Consider the following 19,110-nt stretch of genomic DNA (forward strand, 5'->3'; position numbering starts at 1 on the left):
ACGTTGAACTCAGGGGGACAGGCTAGCGCCGGCAAGTGACAGTTTGCGGCAGCAGTGATGCCCAACACGGCGAGGAATAAAAGGAATAATGCTTATCAATATTTTATCTATACGATGGAAGTAAATCGTATAACCATTTTATTTTCATCATTAAATGTATAAGGCGCACCCGCTCTGACGCCAAAACTCATTATAACTTTTTATATATTAGTTAGATTAAACCCCTATTTTCCCCACTGTCACAAAACTGTCATAGATAAATGCATCTTAACTTTTCGGAGCATTTATCATGGCAAAGACTCGCATTATCGCTACCATTGGCCCCGCCTCTCGCCATATCAACACGTTGGCAGCGCTGGAAAAAGCCGGCATGTCCGTCGCCCGATTGAACGGTTCGCACAACACGCTCGACTGGCATGCGGAAACCATCGCCCTGCTGCGTAAAACGTTGCCGGATACGCCGGTGCTGTTGGACATTCCCGGTAGAAAAATCCGCACATTGCAACTGAAACACGAACCCTCATTCACTAAAGGGCAAACGCTGATCCTCACGACCGATACCTCACATAACGGGGAGGAAAAAGTCCCGGTGGGGTACGGCCGGTTGCATGAACGGCTGACGGTGGGTGATAAGGTTTTCGCCGATGATGGCACCCTCTCGTTCCAGGTCGTTAACATCGTCGATCGGGACATCTACCTGCAGGCCGACATGGACGGCCAACTGAAAAGCCGCAAAGGCATCAATGTGCCTGGCATCGATCTCGGGCAGGCGCTGATAACGGAGAAAGATCGCGACATGATCGCCTTCGCCAAAGCGCATCAAGTGGACTACATCGGCATAAGCTTCGTCGAAAGCGCGGCACACATCAACGCGATCAGAACGCTGATCGGAGGCGATACGCCCCGCATCGTGGCGAAAGTGGAAAACAGCGGCGGCATAGAGCATCTGGAGGAAGTCATCGCCGCCGCCGACGTTATCATGATCGATCGCGGCGATCTGGCGGTGGAAACCTCGATCGACCGCGTTTCTCTCTACCAAAAACAGATCCTCCGAGCCGCCTCCCATGCGGGCAAACCCACCATCGTAGCGACGGAATTGCTGCACAGCATGATAGAGAACCCGCTGCCAACCAAAGCGGAGGTCAGCGATATCACCAACGCGGTGCTGGATGGCGCCGCGGCGGTGATGCTCTCCGGTGAAACCGCCGTAGGCCGCTATCCTCTGGAGGCCGTTGCCCGTATCGCCAGCGTAGCCCATCAGGCGGAACAGCATTTAGCGCATGCGCCCCACTCATCCCCCCCTGCGCAGGTTGACGATATTCGACAGGCTGTCGGCGCCCTTATCCGCGCCTTGCCGATCTCCCGGGTGGTGGTGTTTTCTCGCACAGGTTACAGCGTGCGCATCGCCGCCATGGCCAACATCGGCATCCCGATCGTCGCATTCGGCAACGATGCGGCGACGGTGCGCAGCTGGAATATGCTGCCAGGCATCACCGGCCTGACATTGCCTCGGATCGATCTGACACAGCCGGAAACCGAACGTTTGGCTCTGAATGTCCTGTCAGACAATGGATTGATAAATCGGCACGATGTTTTGCTGCTGGTCAGCGCCCAGCAAGACAATCAGCATATCAGCGGGAATATCTTGCGCACGCTCAGCGCCGATGCCTACCTGCAATCTGACGCGGCGCGGGAACCCTACCGGAAAGAAGAGGTGGCCTGATGGATAATCATGCGTTGTTCTATCTGGTGATTGCGCTATTTGCCGTGATCCAATCGGTTTTCGGCATGGGCATCTTGGTATTCGGTACACCGACGCTATTAATGCTGGGCGTTGATTTCTCCTCCGTACTTGGGCTGCTGCTGCCGTCGTCGGTGCTGATCTCTCTGACGCAGACGCTTGGCGCCCGACGAATTGCTTTTCCCGCTCGCGAAAAGGTCAATATGCTGATTTGCGCCATTTTCGTCATTCTGGCGCTGAGCCTGGTCTTGCATTCGACGGTGAAGATGAATGTCGATCTGCTGGTGGGCGCCATCCTGCTGTTTTCCGCCTTGATGCGCTTTCGTCTGTCACTGCAGGAAACCGTGAAGCGTTATCTCGGCAAACATCAGCGCGCTTATATCGCAGTCATGGGCCTGATACATGGCGTCACCAACATGGGTGGCGCCTTGCTGGCACTCTACGCTACCGCCAGCCATCGCGAGAAACTGGAGATAAGAACCACCGTCTCCCGTTATTACCTGATGTTCGGTTTAATCCAATTGGCCACGCTGGCCTGCATTAAATGGCAAGCCCTGAACCTCGACGGTTTCGCCGCGGCACCGCTGGCTCTGCTGGTGTATCTGGTCGTCGGCAATCTGCTGTTCAAGAGAACCAGCGCTCCCGTTTATGAAAAAATGGTAACCGGCTTTATTGCCTTCTATGGCGTGGCCGTTCTCACTAAAGGCTATTTATAGGCTCCCCATGACGACGACTCTCTTTTCTCTGATCCCGGTGATATTTTTAATCGCCATGGGATTCACTCTGCGGCACAAAAACCTGATCGATCGGGCTTTCTGGCTGCCCTGCGAGAAGCTGAACTACTTTTATCTCTTCCCGGCGCTGATGTTTATTCAGGTCGGCAAAGCCGACCTGAGCCAGTTTCCGGTACGGCCGATCGCCCTGTCGGTCCTGGGCGCCGTGTTGATCGGCGCCTTGTCGTTGTACCTCTGGCGAATCTGGCTAAAACAGCCCGGGCCGGTTTTCTCTTCCGTCATACAGGGCGCTCTGCGCCCCAATACCTACATCGGGGTTGCCGCAGCGGCGGCGACTTTCGGCCACACCGGCCTGACGGTGACCTCAATCAGCATCGCCGTCGCCATCCCGCTGTTGAACGTGGCCTCGATTGTCATACTGATGCATTACGGCCAGGGCTCCCGCCCCGGCGGCAGACAGATCGCCAAAGCGCTGGGGAAAAACCCAGTGATCCTTTCGGTCTTGGCCGGTCTGGCCTTCAATGCCAGCGGCTGGTCGCTCGGCACGGCGCTGGAGAACATTCTCACCATTCTCGGCGGCGCCTCTCTGCCGTTGGGGTTGCTGGCGGTCGGCGCGGGGCTGGATATCAAAGCGGCGCGTACGGCACAGGGCCCCGTACTGCAATCGACCTTCGTCAAGTTACTGCTGGTACCGCTGTTGACGCTGGGAATCGGCATCACCCTGGGCATCTCCGGCCCGGTGCTGGCGACTATCGTCCTGTTTAACGCCTTACCCTGTACACCTTCCGCCTACATCATGGCGAAACTGCTGGGCGGCGATCATCGCTTGTCGGCCGGTATCATCACGATCCAAACGTTGCTGGCGGCGGTCACCATTCCTGTTATTTTGCTGCTGACCCAGTTTTCAGCTCATCCAGCTTAAGATGGGCCTCATACTTCCGCCACAACGCGTCGAACCAGCCGTCGTCTCCATGACGATCGTTGATGCGCTCGATCGCTTCCGCACACTGTCGGCGGGCCAAGGCCAACAGGCCGGCCTCGCCCGCCGATAAAACAGCCAATAAGCGCGCCATTTCCACCAGATAGTGACGGGCAAAGGAGACATCGTAATCGGTAATGTTTTTGCTGTTGTCAATCAAGTCGCACAGTTTGATGGTTTGCGCTTCCGCACAGGCCTGCGCGCTGTGCTGCAGATTGGCATTTTTACGGTGCAGACGCTCACCGCCGTAGCTGCGAGGCTGCACGTCGGTCAACATTTCCACATAACGCTCGACCGTCGGACCGAATTCTCGCCGGATATCCGCCAGGGTCACCGCCGTATCTTCTACCGTATCATGCAGCCAGGCAGCGGCGACCATTTCTGGCGTCGGCTCAGCCCGCTGCAGCAAATCCACCACCGCCGCGGGGTGCACGATATACGGCTCTCCGGTGAACTTGCGCCGCTGATTGCAGGCATGGTGAGCGTCATTGGCAAATCGCTGCGCTTTCAAGGTTAAATCCATACTTTCTCCTTATCCATATCGATTCAGTGTAACGGCAGCCATGCTGACATCTGAGTCGATTTGGTTATGAGTTATGCCAACAACGCAGCACGTAATGCGCTCACAAACGCCGCAAAGCCCGCTATTTTATGCCTACTTTTTCTCATGCGAGACACCCTGTGGATACCCAACGCTACCTGCAGCATATCGGCTTTGCCGGCACCGCCCGCCCTGACCTCCCCACGTTGCAACAGCTGCACCATCGCCACATGCTGAGCGTACCGTTCGAGAACCTGAGCATTATTTATCATCAGGGCATTCAACTGGCGCCGGAGGCGCTGTTCAGCAAGGTGGTCGAGCGTAACCGCGGCGGTTTCTGTTATGAGCTGAACACGCTGTTCGCCCTGCTGTTGCGGGAGATCGGTTTCAAGGTGAGCTTCATCTCCGGCGAGATCCGCACGCGCGACGGCCATTTCGGCCCGCCCTACGACCATCTGGCGCTGCGGGTGGATCTGGCGGGGCAGGCCTGGCTGGTGGATGTCGGTTTCGGCGATTCCTTCCTGACGCCGCTGAAGATCGTCGTCGCCGAGCCGCAACCGCAGGCCAGCGGCACCTTCCACCTGGAGCGGGAAGGCGAGTATTACCTGCTGGAGCGGCGCAACGGCGACCAACGCTCGCATGCCAAAACGCTGTATCGCTTTACCGTTCAGCCGCGCGAGTTGCACGAGTTCGACGAGATGTGCCGATTCCACAGCACCTCGCCGCAGTCGCACTTCACCCAGCGCCTGGTGTGTTCACGGCCGACGGACCACGGCCGGGTGACCCTCAGCGACATGAAGCTGATCGTGACCGAAGATCACCAGCGCCACGAAACGACGTTGCATTCGGAAGAGGAACGGCGCGCCGTACTGTGGCAGCATTTCGCCATCGATGTGGATCGTTAACGCCGCCAGCGGCGTAATGCTGATCAGTTAGCGTTTTTCTGAACGTATTTGTGCAGTTTTCGGTCGATAAAGGTGAGATGCGCCATGAGGCTCATACGCCTCGACCGAGCCAGGGGCCGAAGGCGCGGGTGGAGGGGCCGCGCCTTCGGCCCCTCCAATTGCCGTTCATTGTGGTAACAGAAAAATTCAGGGTATTTACGGCAATTCATCCTGCACATCACGTAAAGATACTGGATAAAAAATACCAGTCAGGCTTAAGTAACCAGCATTACACCGGCGGCGCCCTTTTATTACGATTCTGTTACACCGATTGCATAACCGCGCTTGGCTGATTGCCAGCACCGCGGCGGCAGGCATCATAGGGCCATGATTCGGCAACAGAGTGCGAAAAATGATCCGTGTGATACTGGTGGATGACCATGTGGTGGTGCGCTCCGGCTTTGCGCAATTGCTCAGCCTCGAGGACGATCTCGACGTGGTGGGGCAATACAGCAGCGCGGCGGCGGCCTGGCCGGCATTGCTGCGCGACGACGTCAGCGTCGCGGTGATGGACATCGCCATGCCGGATGAAAACGGCCTGAGCCTGTTGAAACGCCTGCGGGCGCAGAAGCCGCAGTTTCGCGCGATCATACTCAGCATTTATGACTCCCCGACCTTCGTTCAGAGCGCGCTGGATGCCGGCGCCAGCGGCTATCTGACCAAACGCTGCGGGCCGGAAGAACTGGTGCAGGCGGTGCGCTCCGTCGATATGGGCGGCCATTACCTGTGCGCCGACGCGCTGCGGGCGCTGCGCGGCGGCGAGCAGCCGGCCACGGCGCTGGAAGCGTTGACCCCGCGCGAGCGCGAGATCTTCGATCTGCTGGTCAAAGGCGACAGCGTAAAGGAGATCGCTTTCAAGCTCGATCTCAGCCACAAAACGGTGCACGTGCATCGCGCCAACGTCCTGGGCAAGCTGCAATGCAGCAGCACCATTGAACTGGTGCATTTCGCCCTCGACCATCAGCTGCTGGCGGGGCATTGATGTCGCCCCGCTTCCGGCCCTGGGTTATCTCGCTGTTTATCCTGTTGGCCTGGGGCAGCGGCTGGCTGATGCTGTGGACGCTCGGTTTCTACCTGACCCACAACGGCAATCAGGCGGCGCTGTTTCTGCCTCACGGCGTCTATCTCGCGCTGCTGATCCTGCTGGCGCGCCGCTATTGGCCCGCCCTGATAATACCGCCGGTGCTGCTGCTGTTCTGGCTGCACGGCGAACGCCTGCTGAGCGGCTACAGCCTGCTGGCCGCGCCGTTCATCACCCTGCTCCCGGCCGCGCTCGCACAGCGATTCTGGCGCCGTTTTCCGCTCTACTGGCAACGGCTGACGCTGCTGCTGGCCGCAGTGACCGCCGCCTCGCTGCTCAATACCGCCCTGCTTGCGCCTTTCGCACACAGCCCGGCGATGCTGCTCGGCCTGGCGTCATTTACCGGTGGTGTCTTGCTGACCCCGTTCGTCTACCTGATTTTTGAATTTCTGCGCCAGCAGCACCGCTACCATCTGCTGGGGCTGGACACCAGCAACCCGCCGCTGCGCGCGTCCTTAATCATCTGGTGCAGCCTGTTTTTCGTTATCGGCATCGGCACCCAGATGGTGCTGTCGCCGGAAATCGAACGCCTGCTGCTGATCGTGGTGTTTTTGCCGAACGTGGTGATGGCGTGGAAGTTCGGCTGGCAGGGCGGTGTGCTGTCCGGCCTGCTCGGCAGCATGATGATCACCCTCGCGCGGCAGGTCGGCGTGGGGTTCGGCAATCTGGTCGAGCTGGAAATCTTTCTGGCGACGCAGGCGCTGCTTGGCATCGGTCTGGGCATCGCCATCAGCCGTCAGCAGCACCTGGCGCAAAACCTGCACCACTATCGCCGACGGCTGGAAGAAGAGCTGGCGGCGCGGCGGGCGTTGACCGAAAAACTGATCCACACCGAAGAAGACACGCGAAAGAACCTGGCGCGCGAGCTGCACGATGAAATCGGCCAGAACATCACCGCGATTCAAATTCAGTCGCAGCTGGTCAAGCGGGCGCGCGATCCGGCGCAAACCCAGGCCGCCGCGAACCAGATAGCCGATCTCGCCCGGCGCATACATCACTCCACGCGCCAGCTGCTGCGCCAGCTGCGCCCGCCCGCGCTGGACGAGCTGGCGTTCAAAGACGCGCTTCACCACCTGCTGAATGAATTCGCCTTCAGCGAACGGGGCATCCGTTGCCGTTTCGACTACCGGCTCATCGACACGCCCGCCGGCGAGACGGTGCGCTTCACCCTCTACCGGCTGCTGCAAGAGCTGCTCAACAACGTGTGCAAACACGCCGAAGCCAGCGAAGTCGCCATCGTTTTGTATCAACAGGGGGCACTTTTGCACCTCGAGGTGCGGGACAACGGCATCGGCATCCGGGCGGACAAGGCGCCCGGCCTCGGCATTCAGGGAATGCGCGAACGGGTCAGCGCGCTCGGCGGCGAACTGACGCTGGACACGCAGCGCGGCACGCGGGTAATTGTTAACCTGCCCACAAATTTGCAACAAACCGCCGACTAACTAGGAAAAAGTCTTAGCCAGTCCGGACTTTCTCTCATCCCCTTTCCCTTTCACCTTCTTATAGTCATCACCAGGGAGACGGCTATGCAGACACGCTCGGCATCTGAAATCGATCATCGTTACCGCGCGCTGCGCCCGCGACTGCTGCTGTACATGGTCATCGGCTACGCCGCCTTTTACCTGACGCGCAAAAGCGTGAATTACGTGCTGCCGGCGCTGCAAATGGATTTGGGGCTGGATAAAGGGGACATCGGCCTGCTCGGCTCGCTGTTTTATCTGAGCTACGGCCTGTCGAAATTCAGCGCCGGATTGTGGCACGACGGCCACGGGCAGCGCAGGTTTATGGGGATCGGCCTGTTCGCCACCGGCGTGCTGAACGTGGCGTTCGCCTTCGGTGAATCGCTGACGCTGCTGTTGGCGGTCTGGGCGCTGAACGGCTTCTTTCAGGGCTGGGGCTGGCCGCCCTGCGCGCGGCTGCTGACCCACTGGTATTCGCGCAACGAGCGCGGCTTCTGGTGGGGCTGCTGGAATATGTCGATCAACCTCGGCGGCGCGATCGTGCCGCTGATCAGCGCCTTCGCCGCCCAGCGCTGGGGCTGGCAGGCGGCGATGTTGATCCCGGGGGCCGTCAGCATGGTGTTGGGCCTCTGGCTCACGCGGCGGCTGACAGGCACGCCGCAGGAAGAAGGCCTGCCGTCGGTCGGCCGGTGGCGCCACGATCCGCTGGAGCTGCGCCAGGAACAGCAAAGCCCGCCAATGGGGCTGTGGCGGATGTTGCGCACCACGATGCTGAAGAACCCGATGATCTGGCTGCTGGGCGTCTCTTACGTGCTGGTCTACCTGATCCGCATCGCGTTGAACGACTGGGGCAATCTGTGGTTGACGGAAAGCCACGGCGTCAACCTGCTCAGCGCCAACGCGACGGTGATGCTGTTCGAGATAGGCGGCCTGCTCGGCGCGCTGTTCGCCGGCTGGGGATCGGATGTGCTGTTCGGCGGGCAGCGCGCGCCGATGATTTTGCTGTTCACGCTCGGGCTGATGGTTTCCGTCGCCGCGCTGTGGCTGGCGCCGGTGCATCACTACGCGCTGCTGGCGGGCTGTTTCTTTACGGTGGGCTTTTTTGTCTTCGGCCCACAGATGTTGATTGGCCTCGCCGCCGTGGAATGCGGGCACAAAGGCGCCGCGGGCTCCATCACCGGCTTTCTCGGCCTGTTCGCCTACCTGGGGGCGGCGCTGGCGGGCTGGCCGCTGTCGCGGGTCATCGAAGGCTACGGCTGGTCGGGCATGTTCAGTTTGCTGTCCATCGCCGCCGTTCTTATGGGTTTATTGCTGATGCCGCTGCTGATGGCGAGCGTTACCACCTCTACCGAGAGAAGGATAAAACAATGAAAAAAACGTGGGTCACTACCCTGATAGCGTCCGGCATCGCGCTGGCGACGCTGAGCGGCGCCGCGCACGCCAAGGGCCGCCTGGTGGTCTACTGCAGCGCCACCAATGAAATGTGCGAAGCGGAAACCAAAGCCTTCGGCGAGAAATATGACGTGAAAACCTCGTTCATCCGCAACGGATCCGGCAGCACGCTGGCGAAAGTGGATGCCGAGAAGAAGAACCCGCAGGCGGACGTCTGGTACGGCGGCACGCTCGATCCGCAATCCCAGGCCGGTGAAATGGGGCTGCTGCAGCCGTACAAATCGCCGAACCTCGAACAGGTGATGACGCAATTCCGCGATCCGGCCAAGCTGAAAGGCAACTACTCCTCGGCGGTCTACGTCGGCATTCTCGGTTTCGGCGTCAACACCCAGCGCCTGAAAGAGAAAAACCTGCCGGTGCCAAAATGCTGGAAAGACCTGACCAAGCCGGAATACAAGGGCGAGATTCAAATCGCCGATCCGCAAAGCTCCGGCACCGCCTACACCGCGCTGGCGACCTTTGCCCAGCTGTGGGGAGACGATCAGGCGTTCGATTACCTCAAGCAGCTGAACGCCAACGTTTCGCAGTACACCAAGTCCGGCATTGCCCCGGCGCGCAACGCCGCCCGCGGTGAAACGGCGATCGGCATCGGTTTCCTGCATGACTACTCGCTCGAAAAGGAACAGGGCGCGCCGCTGGAGCTGATCTCGCCTTGCGAAGGCACCGGCTATGAAATCGGCGGCGTCAGCATCCTCAAAGGCGCGCGCAACCTCGACAACGCCAAGCTGTTCGTGGATTGGGTGCTGTCGAAAGAGGCGCAGGAGCTGGCGTGGAAGCAAGGCAAATCCTATCAGATCCTGACCAATACCACCGCCGACACCTCGCCGAACTCGCTGAAGCTCGACGACCTGAAGCTGATCAACTACGACATGGACAAGTACGGCTCGACCGAGGTCCGCAAGGCGCTGATCAACAAATGGGTCAGCGAAGTCAAGATGGGTAAATAAGCCCACATTCTGCGCCTGTTGCCGGGTAAGCCTCACGGTTTGCCCGGCCTGAACATCCGGGAAACTTATGTCACATACACATGCACTCCATCTCGTGAAAAAACGAGATGCGATATTCCTTTGGGTTTTGCTCGGCTGGCTGGCGTTCGCCCTGCTGCCGAGCTGGAGCCTGGATTACGGCCTGCTGGAGTCCACCGGCGAAGAGATCCTCGCGGCCTACGGCTGGTCAAATCGCAATATCAGCTGGCTTTGGTGCCTGCTGCCGAGCCTGCTGCTGCTGCGCCCTTACGCTGCGGCGGGCGGTGAACGGCGGCGGCGCCACGCGTTCGACGCCGGCTGGGCGCTGCTGTGCATGGCCTTTATCGTCGTCAGCGCCACGCTGGCGGGGCGCGGTTTAGGCTACGCCACCCTGGTGCAGTTGACCGCGCTGGGCGCCATCATGACGTTGGCGCTGACCCGCCTCGACTGGCTGGGCGGCGACCGTTTCGTTATCGGCGCGCTGGTCACCATCGTGGCGCTGATCGGCGTCTTCATCGTCTGGCCGAGCATCGCGATTTTCATTCCGATGTTCACCGACCAGACGGGCGCTTTCGCGCCGCTGGCGTTTATGAATGTGCTGTCGCAGGCGCACATCGTCCAGGTGATCCTCAACTCCATCGCCCTGTCGATCGCGGTAGGCGCCGGCTGCACCTTCTTCGGCCTGGTGCTGGCGATTTACACCACCCGCATCGCCAAGCGCAGCGCCATTATCGGCCGCATCTTCTCCATCCTGCCCATCGTCACGCCGCCGTTCGTCGTCGGCCTGGGCGTCACGCTGATGATGGGGCGCTCCGGCTACGTGACCGAGTGGATGGTGGCCTGGTTCGGCCTGACCAACACCAACTGGCTGTACGGCTTTACCGGCATCTGGCTGGCGCAGGTGCTGGCGTTCACCCCGATGGCGTTCATGATCCTCGACGGCGCGATCAAGACCATTCATCCTTCGCTGGAAGAGGCCTCCTACACCCTGCGCGCCAGCCGTTGGCAAACCTTTAACGGCGTGTTCGTGCCGCTGCTGAAACCGGCGCTGGCCAACGCGTTTCTGATCGTGGTGGTGCAATCGCTGGCCGACTTCAGCAACCCGCTGGTGCTCGGCGGCAACTTCGACGTGCTGGCGACGCAAATCTATTTCTACATTACCGGTTCACAGCTCGATTATCAGGCCGCCAGCACCCTCGGCGCCTTCCTGCTGCTGTTCTCGCTGTTGGTGTTCTGCATCCAGTATATGTGGATCGGCAAACGTTCCTACGTCACCGTGTCCGGCAAATCCTATCGCGGCGACGTACAACCGCTGCCGGTCACGCTGGTATGGAGCGTGATCGCGCTGCTGGCGGTGTGGATAGCCTTTAACGCCCTGCTTTACGGCAGCATTTTCTACGGCAGCTTCACCGTCAACTGGGGGGTGGATTACACGCTGACGCTGGATAACTTCATCAAGCTGTTCGGCCAAGGCATGAGCGACGGCGCGTGGCCTTCGCTGCTCGATACGCTGCTGTACGCCGGGATCGCCGCGCCGATCACCGCCGCGTTCGGCCTGCTGATCGCCTGGATCGTGGTGCGCCAGCAGTTCAAGGGCAAAAAGACCATCGAGTTCACCACCATGCTGTGCTTTGCGGTGCCGGGCACCGTGGCGGGCGTCTCTTACATTCTCGCCTTTAACGGCGCGCCGGTGTACCTCACCGGCACGGCCGCCATCGTGATTATCTCGATGGTGATGCGCAACGTGCCGGTGGGCATTCGCGCCGGGATCGCCGGGCTGGGCCAGATAGACAAATCGCTGGACGAAGCCTCGCTCAGCCTGCGCGCCGGCTCGCTGCGCACCATCACGCACATCCTGCTGCCGCTGCTGCGCCCGGCGATCCTGTCGGCGCTGATCTACAGCTTCGTGCGCGCCATCACCACCGTCAGCGCCATCGTCTTCCTGGTGACGCCCGATACCCGCGTGGCCACCGCCTACATCCTCAACCGCGTGGAAGACGGCGAATACGGCGTGGCGATCGCCTACGGTTCAATTCTGATCGTGGTGATGCTGGCGATTATTTTCCTCTTTGACTGGCTGATCGGCGAGGCACGCATCTCCCGTTCAAAAGCCAAAAACCAGGCGTAATGGAGCCCATGATGAGCCAGAAAAATTTCGTTGAACTGCGCAACGTCTCCAAACGGTTCGGCAACAACACGGTAATCGATAACATCACGCTCACCATCCCGCGGGGGCAAATGGTGACGCTGCTCGGCCCTTCCGGCTGCGGCAAGACCACCATTTTGCGCCTGGTCGCCGGGCTGGAAAAGCCGAGCGACGGGCAGATATTCATTGATGGTGAAGACGTTACCCATCGTTCCATCCAGCAGCGTGATATCTGCATGGTGTTCCAGTCTTATGCCCTGTTCCCGCATATGTCGCTGGGGGAAAACGTCGGCTATGGCCTGAAGATGCTCGGCATCCCGCGCGCCGAAGTGAAAGCGCGCGTGCAGGAAGCGCTGGCGATGGTGGACTTGGCAGGGTTTGACGATCGCTATGTCGATCAGATCTCCGGCGGCCAACAGCAGCGCGTGGCCCTGGCGCGCGCGCTGATCCTCAAGCCGAAAGTGCTGCTGTTCGACGAGCCGTTGAGCAACCTCGACGCCAACCTGCGCCGCAGCATGCGTGAAAAGATCCGCGAGCTGCAAAAGCAGTTTGATATCACGTCGCTGTACGTCACCCACGATCAGAGCGAGGCTTTTGCGGTCTCCGACACCGTGCTGGTGATGAACAAGGGGCATATCATGCAGATGGGCTCGCCGCAGGATCTCTATCGGCAGCCCGCCTCGCGCTTTATGGCGAGCTTTATGGGGGACGCCAACCTGTTCCCGGCCAGCTTCAGCGCCGATCATGTCGACATCAGCGGCTATCGCCTGCCGCGCCCTGCGCACTTTGCCGCCCAGGGCGCCGGCACGGTGGGCGTGCGCCCGGAGGCGATCACGCTGAGCGAGCATGGCGATGAAAGCCAGCGCTGCGTGATCGAACATGTCGCCTACATGGGGCCGCAGTATGAGGTAACGGTGGCGTGGCACGGGCAGCAGATTTTACTGCAGGTCAACGCCACCCGCCTGCAGCCGAACGTCGGCGAGCGCTATTATCTGGAAATTCACCCCTACGGCATGTTTATGCTGGCGGACGCGGCATAATAAGCATCACTCTTAAGCGTTAGAATAACGGTCATCCCGTATGGGATGGCCGGAAATAATCGCCAAAAATACCGTATTTATCTATTTTTACAATTCCACCCAAGTCCTTGTTCAGCCAAACAATAAATATAGCCACACCCACTCAAAAATAACCACCCAGACCACTCAGGGTGATATTTTTATTTAAATAGGGTAAGCTTGATCCCGCAGTCGAAATTATTTAACGGCCAACTCAAGGAGAAATTCATGAGCAACAATGCAAATGCACAGGCGCAGCTGGATAATTTACGCAATGTCGCTTCCCAGCTGAAGGAAATGCGCCACTACGCGCAGTCGAATATCGAGACGCTCTCCGCACACTGGCTGGCCTTCGATCAGGGGGAATGCAAAAATAAGGCATTCGCCGAAGCCATTAACGACCTGTTGAATAAACAGGGCGCCTGTTTGGAAGGACTGGAAAAAACCATTCAGGATATCGAGATAGAATTAAACCGTCTTGATAAAGCCGCCTGATAATGCCGATTTAAATAAACCCGCCGCGCGCGGGTTTATTTTCAGCTGCGGCAGATGACGCGCGCAATATCCCCGGACGTCGTCAGCGCGCGTATTTCGCTGAACAGTTCGGTGGCTTCATCATATTCTTTACGCAAATAACCCAGCCACTGTTTAATGCGCGCCACGTGATACAGGCCGGTGTCGCCCTGCTTTTCCAGATGGACGTATTTTTGCAGCAGCTCAACCACCTGCGGCCAGGGCATGCGCGGTTCGTTATATTTCACCACCCGGCTCAGGTTCGGCACGTTGAGCGCGCCGCGCCCCAGCATGATGGCGTCGCAGCCGGTCGCCTGCAGGCAATCCTGCGCGCTCTGGTGATCCCAGATCTCGCCGTTGGCGATCACCGGGATGCTCAGCCGCTGACGGATCTCGCCGATCGCCGCCCAGTTGATGCGATCCGCCTTGTAGCCGTCCTCTTTGGTGCGGCCGTGCACCGTCAGCTCACTGGCGCCCGCCTGCTGCACCGCATCGGCGATTTCAAAGCTGCGATTGGAGGAGTCCCAGCCCAGGCGCACCTTCACCGTGACCGGCAGATGGGCCGGCACCGCCGCGCGCATCGCTTTGGCGCCCTGGTAGATCAATTCCGGATCTTTGAGCAGCGTCGCCCCGCCGCCGCTGCCGTTCACCAGCTTGGACGGGCAGCCGCAGTTGAGATCGACGCCGTAAGAGCCCAATTCCACCGCACGCGCGGCGTTTTCCGCCAGCCACTGCGGATACTGCCCCAGCAGCTGTACCCGCACCAGCGTGCCCGACGGCGTGCGGCTGGCGTGACGCAGCTCCGGGCACAGCCGGTAGAACGACTTGGCCGGCAGCAGCTGATCGACCACGCGCAAAAATTCGGTGATGCACAGATCGTAGTCGTTCACTTCGGTGAGTAACTCACGCACCAAAGAATCGAGAACGCCCTCCATCGGAGCCAATAATACGCGCATGACCAATCCCAGCTAAAAAAAGACCCGCAATGATACGGGTGAATGCCCGCGCCAGACAAGCCTCAGCGGGCATTAAAAATGCCGTCAGCCCAGTCGGCGGATCGGTTGGCCGGCAAGGAACGCCGCAATGTCCTCGACCGCCTCGGTGAAGTAGGCGTGGTAATTGTCGTCCGCCACATAACCCACATGCGGCGTCGCCAGCACGTTGGGCAGCTGGCGAAACACGTCGTCGGCCGGCAGCGGCTCCGTCTCGAACACGTCCAGCCCGGCGCCGGCGATCTTCCGCTGTTGCAGGACGTCCACCAACGCCGCCCGATCGACGATGCCCGCGCGCGAGGTATTGATCAGGTATGCGGTGGGCTTCATCGCCGCCAATTCATCACGCCCCACCAACCCGCGGCTGCGCTCGCTCAGCACCAGGTGAATGGAGACAAAATCGCTCTGCTCAAACAGCGCCCGTTTGGATGACGCCAGCTCAGCGCCCTCCTGCGCCGCCCGTTCCGCCGTCAGGTTCTGGCTCCAGGCCAGCACCCGCATGCCGAACGCCTGCGCCACCCGGGCCATCTGGCCGCCGATCTTGCCTAACCCCAGCAGCCCCAGCGTTTTCCCCTGCAGCGTGACGCCTAAGCCCAGCTGCCACGGGCCATTGTTCCGCAGCCCGACGCTTTCCGGTACGATATGCTTCGCCAGCCCGAGCAGCAGCGCCCAGGTCAACTCCATCGGCGCCGCCGACCCGCTGGCGGTGCCGCACACCACCACGCCACGCTCGGCGGCGGCGGCCAAATCGATAGCGGCGTTGCGCATGCCGGAGGTGATCAGCAGCTTCAGCTTCGGCAGCCGCGCCAGCAGCGAGGCGGTCATCGGCGTGCGCTCGCGCATGATGACCAAAATGTCGCACTCCTGCAGATGCACCGCCAGCTCCGCTTCATCGGTAAAGTGCGCGCTGATGGCCGACACCTCCACCCGATCGGCCAGCGCCGACCAGTCCGCCATCTTGAGCGCCACCTGCTGGTAATCATCGAGAATTGCGCACTTCAATTTCATCTCCGTCTCCTGGAATCTAGGGGTAGCCACCGTCCAGCCTAGTACGAAAATGCCGTTCCGCCAGGCAAAAAAAAAGCCGCCCGTATCGGCGGCTTACTCTTTGAGCAATCAGGCTTATTCGGCCGGTTTGCGGTTGCGCGGGCGGCGCGAAGACGGCGCACCGGAACGACGCTGGCCATCACCCTGCGGGCGGGCGTTACCGTTGCCACGGTTTTCACGCTGGCCGCCGTTCGCGTTACCGCTGCGCTGACCGCCGCCGTTACCGGAACGCTGGCCGCCGCCGTTGCCGCGCGGCGCGCCGCGCCCGCCACCCTGACGGCCGTTGATGATCGGCTCGGCCTTGATGGTCGGATCCGGCTCGTAGCCCGGCAGCGCAATGCGCGGAATTTCACGCTTCAGCAGACGCTCGATGTCGCGCAGCAGCTTGTGCTCATCCACGCACACCAGCGAGATAGCCTCACCGGTACGCTCCGCGCGGCCGGTACGGCCGATACGGTGCACATAGTCTTCCGGCACGTTAGGCAGCTCGTAGTTCACCACGTGCGGCAGCTGGTCGATATCCAGACCGCGCGCCGCGATGTCGGTCGCCACCAGCACGCGGATGCGGCCGTCTTTGAAATCGGCCAGCGCGCGGGTACGGGCGCCCTGGCTCTTGTTGCCGTGGATCGCCGCGGCGGTGATGCCGTCTTTGTTCAGCTGTTCCGCCAGATGGTTGGCGCCGTGCTTGGTGCGGGTAAACACCAGCACCTGTTTCCAGTCGCCTTCGCCGATCATCTGCGACAGCAGTTCCCGCTTACGCTTCTTGTCGACGAAGTGCACGCTCTGCTCAATCTGCTCGGACGCGGTGTTGCGGCGCGCCACTTCCACCGAGGCCGGGTTATGCAGCAGCTTGTTGGCCAGCGCCTTGATGTCGTCGGAGAAGGTTGCGGAGAACAGCAGGTTCTGGCGCTTGGCCGGCAGCTTGGCCAGCACGCGGCGAATGTCGTGGATAAAGCCCATGTCCAGCATGCGGTCCGCTTCATCCAGCACCAGAATTTCGATTTTGGACAGGTCAACCGCGTTCTGATGCTCCAGATCCAGCAGACGGCCCGGCGTCGCCACCAGGATATCGACGCCGCCGCGCAGCTTCATCATCTGCGGGTTGATGCTCACGCCGCCAAACACCACCAGCGAACGCAGGCGCAGGTGTTTGCTGTAGGCATCGACGTTTTCGCCGATCTGCGCCGCCAGCTCACGGGTTGGCGTCAGGATCAGCGCGCGCACCGGGCGACGGCCCTTGACCGGATGGTCATGCTTGCTCAGCAGCTGCAACAGCGGCAGGGTAAAACCGGCGGTTTTACCGGTGCCGGTCTGGGCGCTGGCCATCAGGTCACGACCTTCAAGCACGACAGGGATAGCCTGACGCTGGATTGGCGTCGGTTCGCGATAGCCCTGTTCTTCAACAGCGCGCACAATTTCAGCACTTAAGCCGAGGGTTTCAAATGACATAAAGAGAAAAACTCCAGATCCCCCCTAACCTAACGGTGTTCGGTGCAGTTTCCTGGGAGGATGATCAGACGGGGCATTAAGCATGACCACGAGGGATTGGCACAAACTGCAGTGCACCAGGCGGCGATTGTAACAGAAGTCGCGCAATAAAAAGCACTTTTACGCACCCAGAGCACAATCTGCCGTAAATTCAGCATTGTCTGAAGCCGATCACATAACTCATTGTGGTTAGCGGTTGCGTTTTAGACAATCTGGCATAAAGTTAATCATATGATTGATTAACTTCGAGCGTGACCCATGCCAGCTTCCGTACCTCATCAGGCCGCCGGCCGGGCGCGCGGCGAGCAAACGCGCCGGCAACTGCTCGCCGCGGCGACCGAACTGTTCGGCGAATTCGGCCTGCAGGGCGCCACCACGCGCGATATCGCCCAGCGCGCCGGCCAGAACATCGCCGCCATCACCTACTACTTCAGCTCCAAAGAGGGGCTGTATCTGGCCGTGGCGCAGTCGCTCGCCGATTTCATCCAGCAGGCGTTCGCCCCGTTGGCCGAAGAGGTCGATCGCTTTGGGCAAGAAGCGCCCGAACAACGCTCACCCGACGCGGCGCTACGCTTGCTGCAGCGCGGCCTGCTGGCCTTCAGCGAGCTGATGACCCAGCCGCACACGCTGAACCTGAGCAAAATCATGTCGCGCGAACAGCTCGCCCCGACCGAGGCCTATCCGCTGATCCACCGCCAGGTGATCGCGCCGATGCACGAGCGGCTGTGCCACCTGCTGTCTGCCGCCACCGGCATTGACGAGCACGCCACTCGCCTGGTGCTGCATACCCACGCGCTGATCGGCGAGGTGCTGTCGTTCCGCGTAGCGCGAGAGACCATCCGCCGTCAGGCCGGCTGGCAAGAGATTGGTGAAAGTGAAGCTGCGCAGATCGCGGCGGTGCTGAGCGAGCATATCGAGATTTTGGTTATTGGGCTGCGCCAACGTCACGGCGCGTAAATTCAGGCAGGGAGTGTTATGAACAAAAAACGCAGTGCCTTGGTCGTGTTGTTAATTCTGCTGATCGCGGCCGCCGCTTACGCGGTCTGGCATTACCAACAGCAGCAGGATAAGCCGCTGACGCTGTACGGCAACGTCGATATCCGCACGGTCAACCTCGGCTTCCGCGTCGACGGCCGCCTGGCGTCGCTGACGGTGGATGAAGGCGATACCGTTCAGCCGGGCCAGCTGCTCGGCAAACTGGACGATGCCCCCTATCGCAACGCGCTGCAGCAGGCCGAGGCCAACGTCGGCAGCGCGCGTGCCAAACTGTCGCTGCTGCAGGCCGGCTATCGCACCGAAGAGATCGCCCAGGTGCAGTCAGAAATGGCGCAGCGCCAGTCCGCCTTCGCTTACGCCGACAGCTTCCTGAAGCGCCAGCAAGGGCTGTGGGCGAAAAACGCCACGTCCGCCGACGCGCTGGAAGATGCGCGCACCGCCCGCAATCAGGCGCAGGCCAATTTGCAAGCGGCGAAGGACAAGCTGTCGCAATACCGCAGCGGCAATCGCCCGCAAGAGATTGAACAGGCCAAGGCCGAGGTGGCGCAAAGCGAAGCGGCGTTGGCGCAGGCGCAATTGAATCTGCAAGACGCCACGCTGGTCTCCCCGTCCGCCGGCACGGTGCTGACCCGCGCGGTAGAGCCGGGCACCATGCTCGGCGCCGGCGGCACGGTGTTCACCCTGTCGCTGACCCGGCCGGTGTGGGTGCGCGCCTACGTCAACGAGACCAGCCTGAACCAGGCGGTGCCCGGCACCGAGCTGGAAATTTACACCGACGGCCGCCCCGACAAGCCTTACCACGGCAAGATCGGTTTCGTCTCGCCGACCGCGGAATTCACGCCGAAAAGCGTTGAAACGCCGGATCTGCGCACCGATCTGGTGTATCGCCTGCGGGTGATCGTCACCGACGCCGACGACGCGCTGCGCCAGGGCATGCCGGTCACCCTGCGCTTCGCCAAACCCTGAGGCCGGC

17 protein-coding genes are annotated in these 19,110 nt (G+C 60.6%); 13 read left to right on the forward strand and 4 right to left on the reverse strand.

From position 1 onward, the window contains the following. Positions 1–289 precede the first annotated feature (289 nt). From pyk to ACMGF7_RS01440, 3 genes are read left to right on the forward strand one after another with little or no spacing between them, the layout of a single operon-like run. Positions 290–1,723 (forward strand): pyruvate kinase, encoded by a 1,434-nt coding sequence (gene pyk, locus ACMGF7_RS01430; RefSeq protein ID WP_015377038.1) that lies wholly within the window; start codon positions 290–292, stop codon positions 1,721–1,723. Continuing rightward, entirely contained in the window at positions 1,723–2,457 is a 735-nt protein-coding gene (locus ACMGF7_RS01435) for a TSUP family transporter (RefSeq protein WP_015377037.1), read from the forward strand. Before pyk ends, ACMGF7_RS01435 begins: the two co-directional genes overlap by 1 nt. A 7-nt stretch (positions 2,458–2,464) precedes the next feature. Then, positions 2,465–3,397, forward strand: coding sequence for an AEC family transporter (locus ACMGF7_RS01440; protein WP_015377036.1), 933 nt, complete (start codon positions 2,465–2,467; stop codon positions 3,395–3,397). Here the strand turns inward: ACMGF7_RS01440 and ACMGF7_RS01445 are convergent. Further along, positions 3,357–3,977 carry an HD domain-containing protein gene (locus tag ACMGF7_RS01445; protein WP_021503991.1) on the reverse strand — a complete coding sequence of 207 codons (621 nt, stop codon included), beginning with the start codon at positions 3,975–3,977 and terminating at the stop codon, positions 3,357–3,359. The two genes, ACMGF7_RS01440 and ACMGF7_RS01445, sit on opposite strands and share 41 nt — an antisense overlap. A gap of 158 nt (positions 3,978–4,135) precedes the next feature. On the opposite strand from ACMGF7_RS01445, the gene ACMGF7_RS01450 reads away from it, so the two are divergent. The 8 genes from ACMGF7_RS01450 (at position 4,136) to ACMGF7_RS01485 (ending at position 13,596) form a co-directional block, all read left to right on the forward strand. Continuing rightward, positions 4,136–4,900 carry an arylamine N-acetyltransferase family protein gene (locus ACMGF7_RS01450; RefSeq protein ID WP_015377034.1) on the forward strand — a complete coding sequence of 255 codons (765 nt, stop codon included), beginning with the start codon at positions 4,136–4,138 and terminating at the stop codon, positions 4,898–4,900. A gap of 391 nt (positions 4,901–5,291) precedes the next feature. After that, positions 5,292–5,921, forward strand: coding sequence for a response regulator transcription factor (locus tag ACMGF7_RS01455; RefSeq protein ID WP_015377033.1), 630 nt, complete (start codon positions 5,292–5,294; stop codon positions 5,919–5,921). Beyond that, a complete protein-coding gene (locus tag ACMGF7_RS01460) occupies positions 5,921–7,462 on the forward strand; it encodes an MASE1 domain-containing sensor histidine kinase (RefSeq protein ID WP_015377032.1) in 1,542 nt (513 codons plus the stop codon). The genes ACMGF7_RS01455 and ACMGF7_RS01460 overlap by 1 nt, the downstream gene beginning before the upstream one ends. A 66-nt stretch (positions 7,463–7,528) precedes the next feature. Next, positions 7,529–8,851 carry an MFS transporter family glucose-6-phosphate receptor UhpC gene (gene uhpC / locus ACMGF7_RS01465; RefSeq protein ID WP_255448225.1) on the forward strand — a complete coding sequence of 441 codons (1,323 nt, stop codon included), beginning with the start codon at positions 7,529–7,531 and terminating at the stop codon, positions 8,849–8,851. Continuing rightward, the gene (locus ACMGF7_RS01470; RefSeq protein ID WP_015377030.1) at positions 8,848–9,879 is read left to right on the forward strand and encodes an ABC transporter substrate-binding protein; all 1,032 of its coding nucleotides are present in this window, start codon (positions 8,848–8,850) and stop codon (positions 9,877–9,879) included. The genes uhpC and ACMGF7_RS01470 overlap by 4 nt, the downstream gene beginning before the upstream one ends. Positions 9,880–9,946: 67 nt before the next feature. Further along, positions 9,947–12,025: an ABC transporter permease gene (locus ACMGF7_RS01475; protein WP_261124447.1), complete on the forward strand. Its 2,079-nt coding sequence runs from the start codon at positions 9,947–9,949 to the stop codon at positions 12,023–12,025. 11 nt (positions 12,026–12,036) lie between these two features. Continuing rightward, complete coding sequence (gene fbpC / locus ACMGF7_RS01480; protein ID WP_049239959.1) at positions 12,037–13,083, forward strand: ferric ABC transporter ATP-binding protein; 1,047 nt, start codon at positions 12,037–12,039, stop codon at positions 13,081–13,083. Between the two features lie 246 nt (positions 13,084–13,329). Beyond that, a complete protein-coding gene (locus ACMGF7_RS01485; protein ID WP_033642249.1) occupies positions 13,330–13,596 on the forward strand; it encodes a hypothetical protein in 267 nt (88 codons plus the stop codon). A 41-nt stretch (positions 13,597–13,637) separates the two neighbouring features. On the opposite strand, the gene dusC is transcribed toward ACMGF7_RS01485, so the two are convergent. The 3 genes from dusC to rhlE all read right to left on the reverse strand — a co-directional run bounded on the left by dusC (position 13,638) and on the right by rhlE (position 17,102). Beyond that, a complete protein-coding gene (gene dusC, locus ACMGF7_RS01490) occupies positions 13,638–14,570 on the reverse strand; it encodes a tRNA dihydrouridine(16) synthase DusC (protein ID WP_197763668.1) in 933 nt (310 codons plus the stop codon). An 84-nt stretch (positions 14,571–14,654) separates the two neighbouring features. After that, on the reverse strand, positions 14,655–15,614 hold the full coding sequence (locus ACMGF7_RS01495) for a D-2-hydroxyacid dehydrogenase family protein (protein WP_273875074.1): 960 nt from the start codon (positions 15,612–15,614) through the stop codon (positions 14,655–14,657). 114 nt (positions 15,615–15,728) lie between these two features. After that, on the reverse strand, positions 15,729–17,102 hold the full coding sequence (gene rhlE / locus ACMGF7_RS01500) for an ATP-dependent RNA helicase RhlE (RefSeq protein WP_075684764.1): 1,374 nt from the start codon (positions 17,100–17,102) through the stop codon (positions 15,729–15,731). A gap of 297 nt (positions 17,103–17,399) precedes the next feature. Between rhlE and cecR the strand changes: the two genes are divergently transcribed. Beyond that, positions 17,400–18,098 carry a transcriptional regulator CecR gene (gene cecR / locus ACMGF7_RS01505; RefSeq protein ID WP_273875072.1) on the forward strand — a complete coding sequence of 233 codons (699 nt, stop codon included), beginning with the start codon at positions 17,400–17,402 and terminating at the stop codon, positions 18,096–18,098. A gap of 18 nt (positions 18,099–18,116) precedes the next feature. Then, positions 18,117–19,103, forward strand: a complete 987-nt coding sequence (gene hlyD, locus ACMGF7_RS01510; RefSeq protein WP_273875071.1) for a secretion protein HlyD — start codon at positions 18,117–18,119, stop codon at positions 19,101–19,103. The last annotated feature ends 7 nt before the right edge of the window (positions 19,104–19,110 follow it).

Source organism: Serratia sp. BNK-17 (assembly GCF_048684935.1).
Taxonomy (GTDB): domain Bacteria; phylum Pseudomonadota; class Gammaproteobacteria; order Enterobacterales; family Enterobacteriaceae; genus Serratia; species Serratia nematodiphila.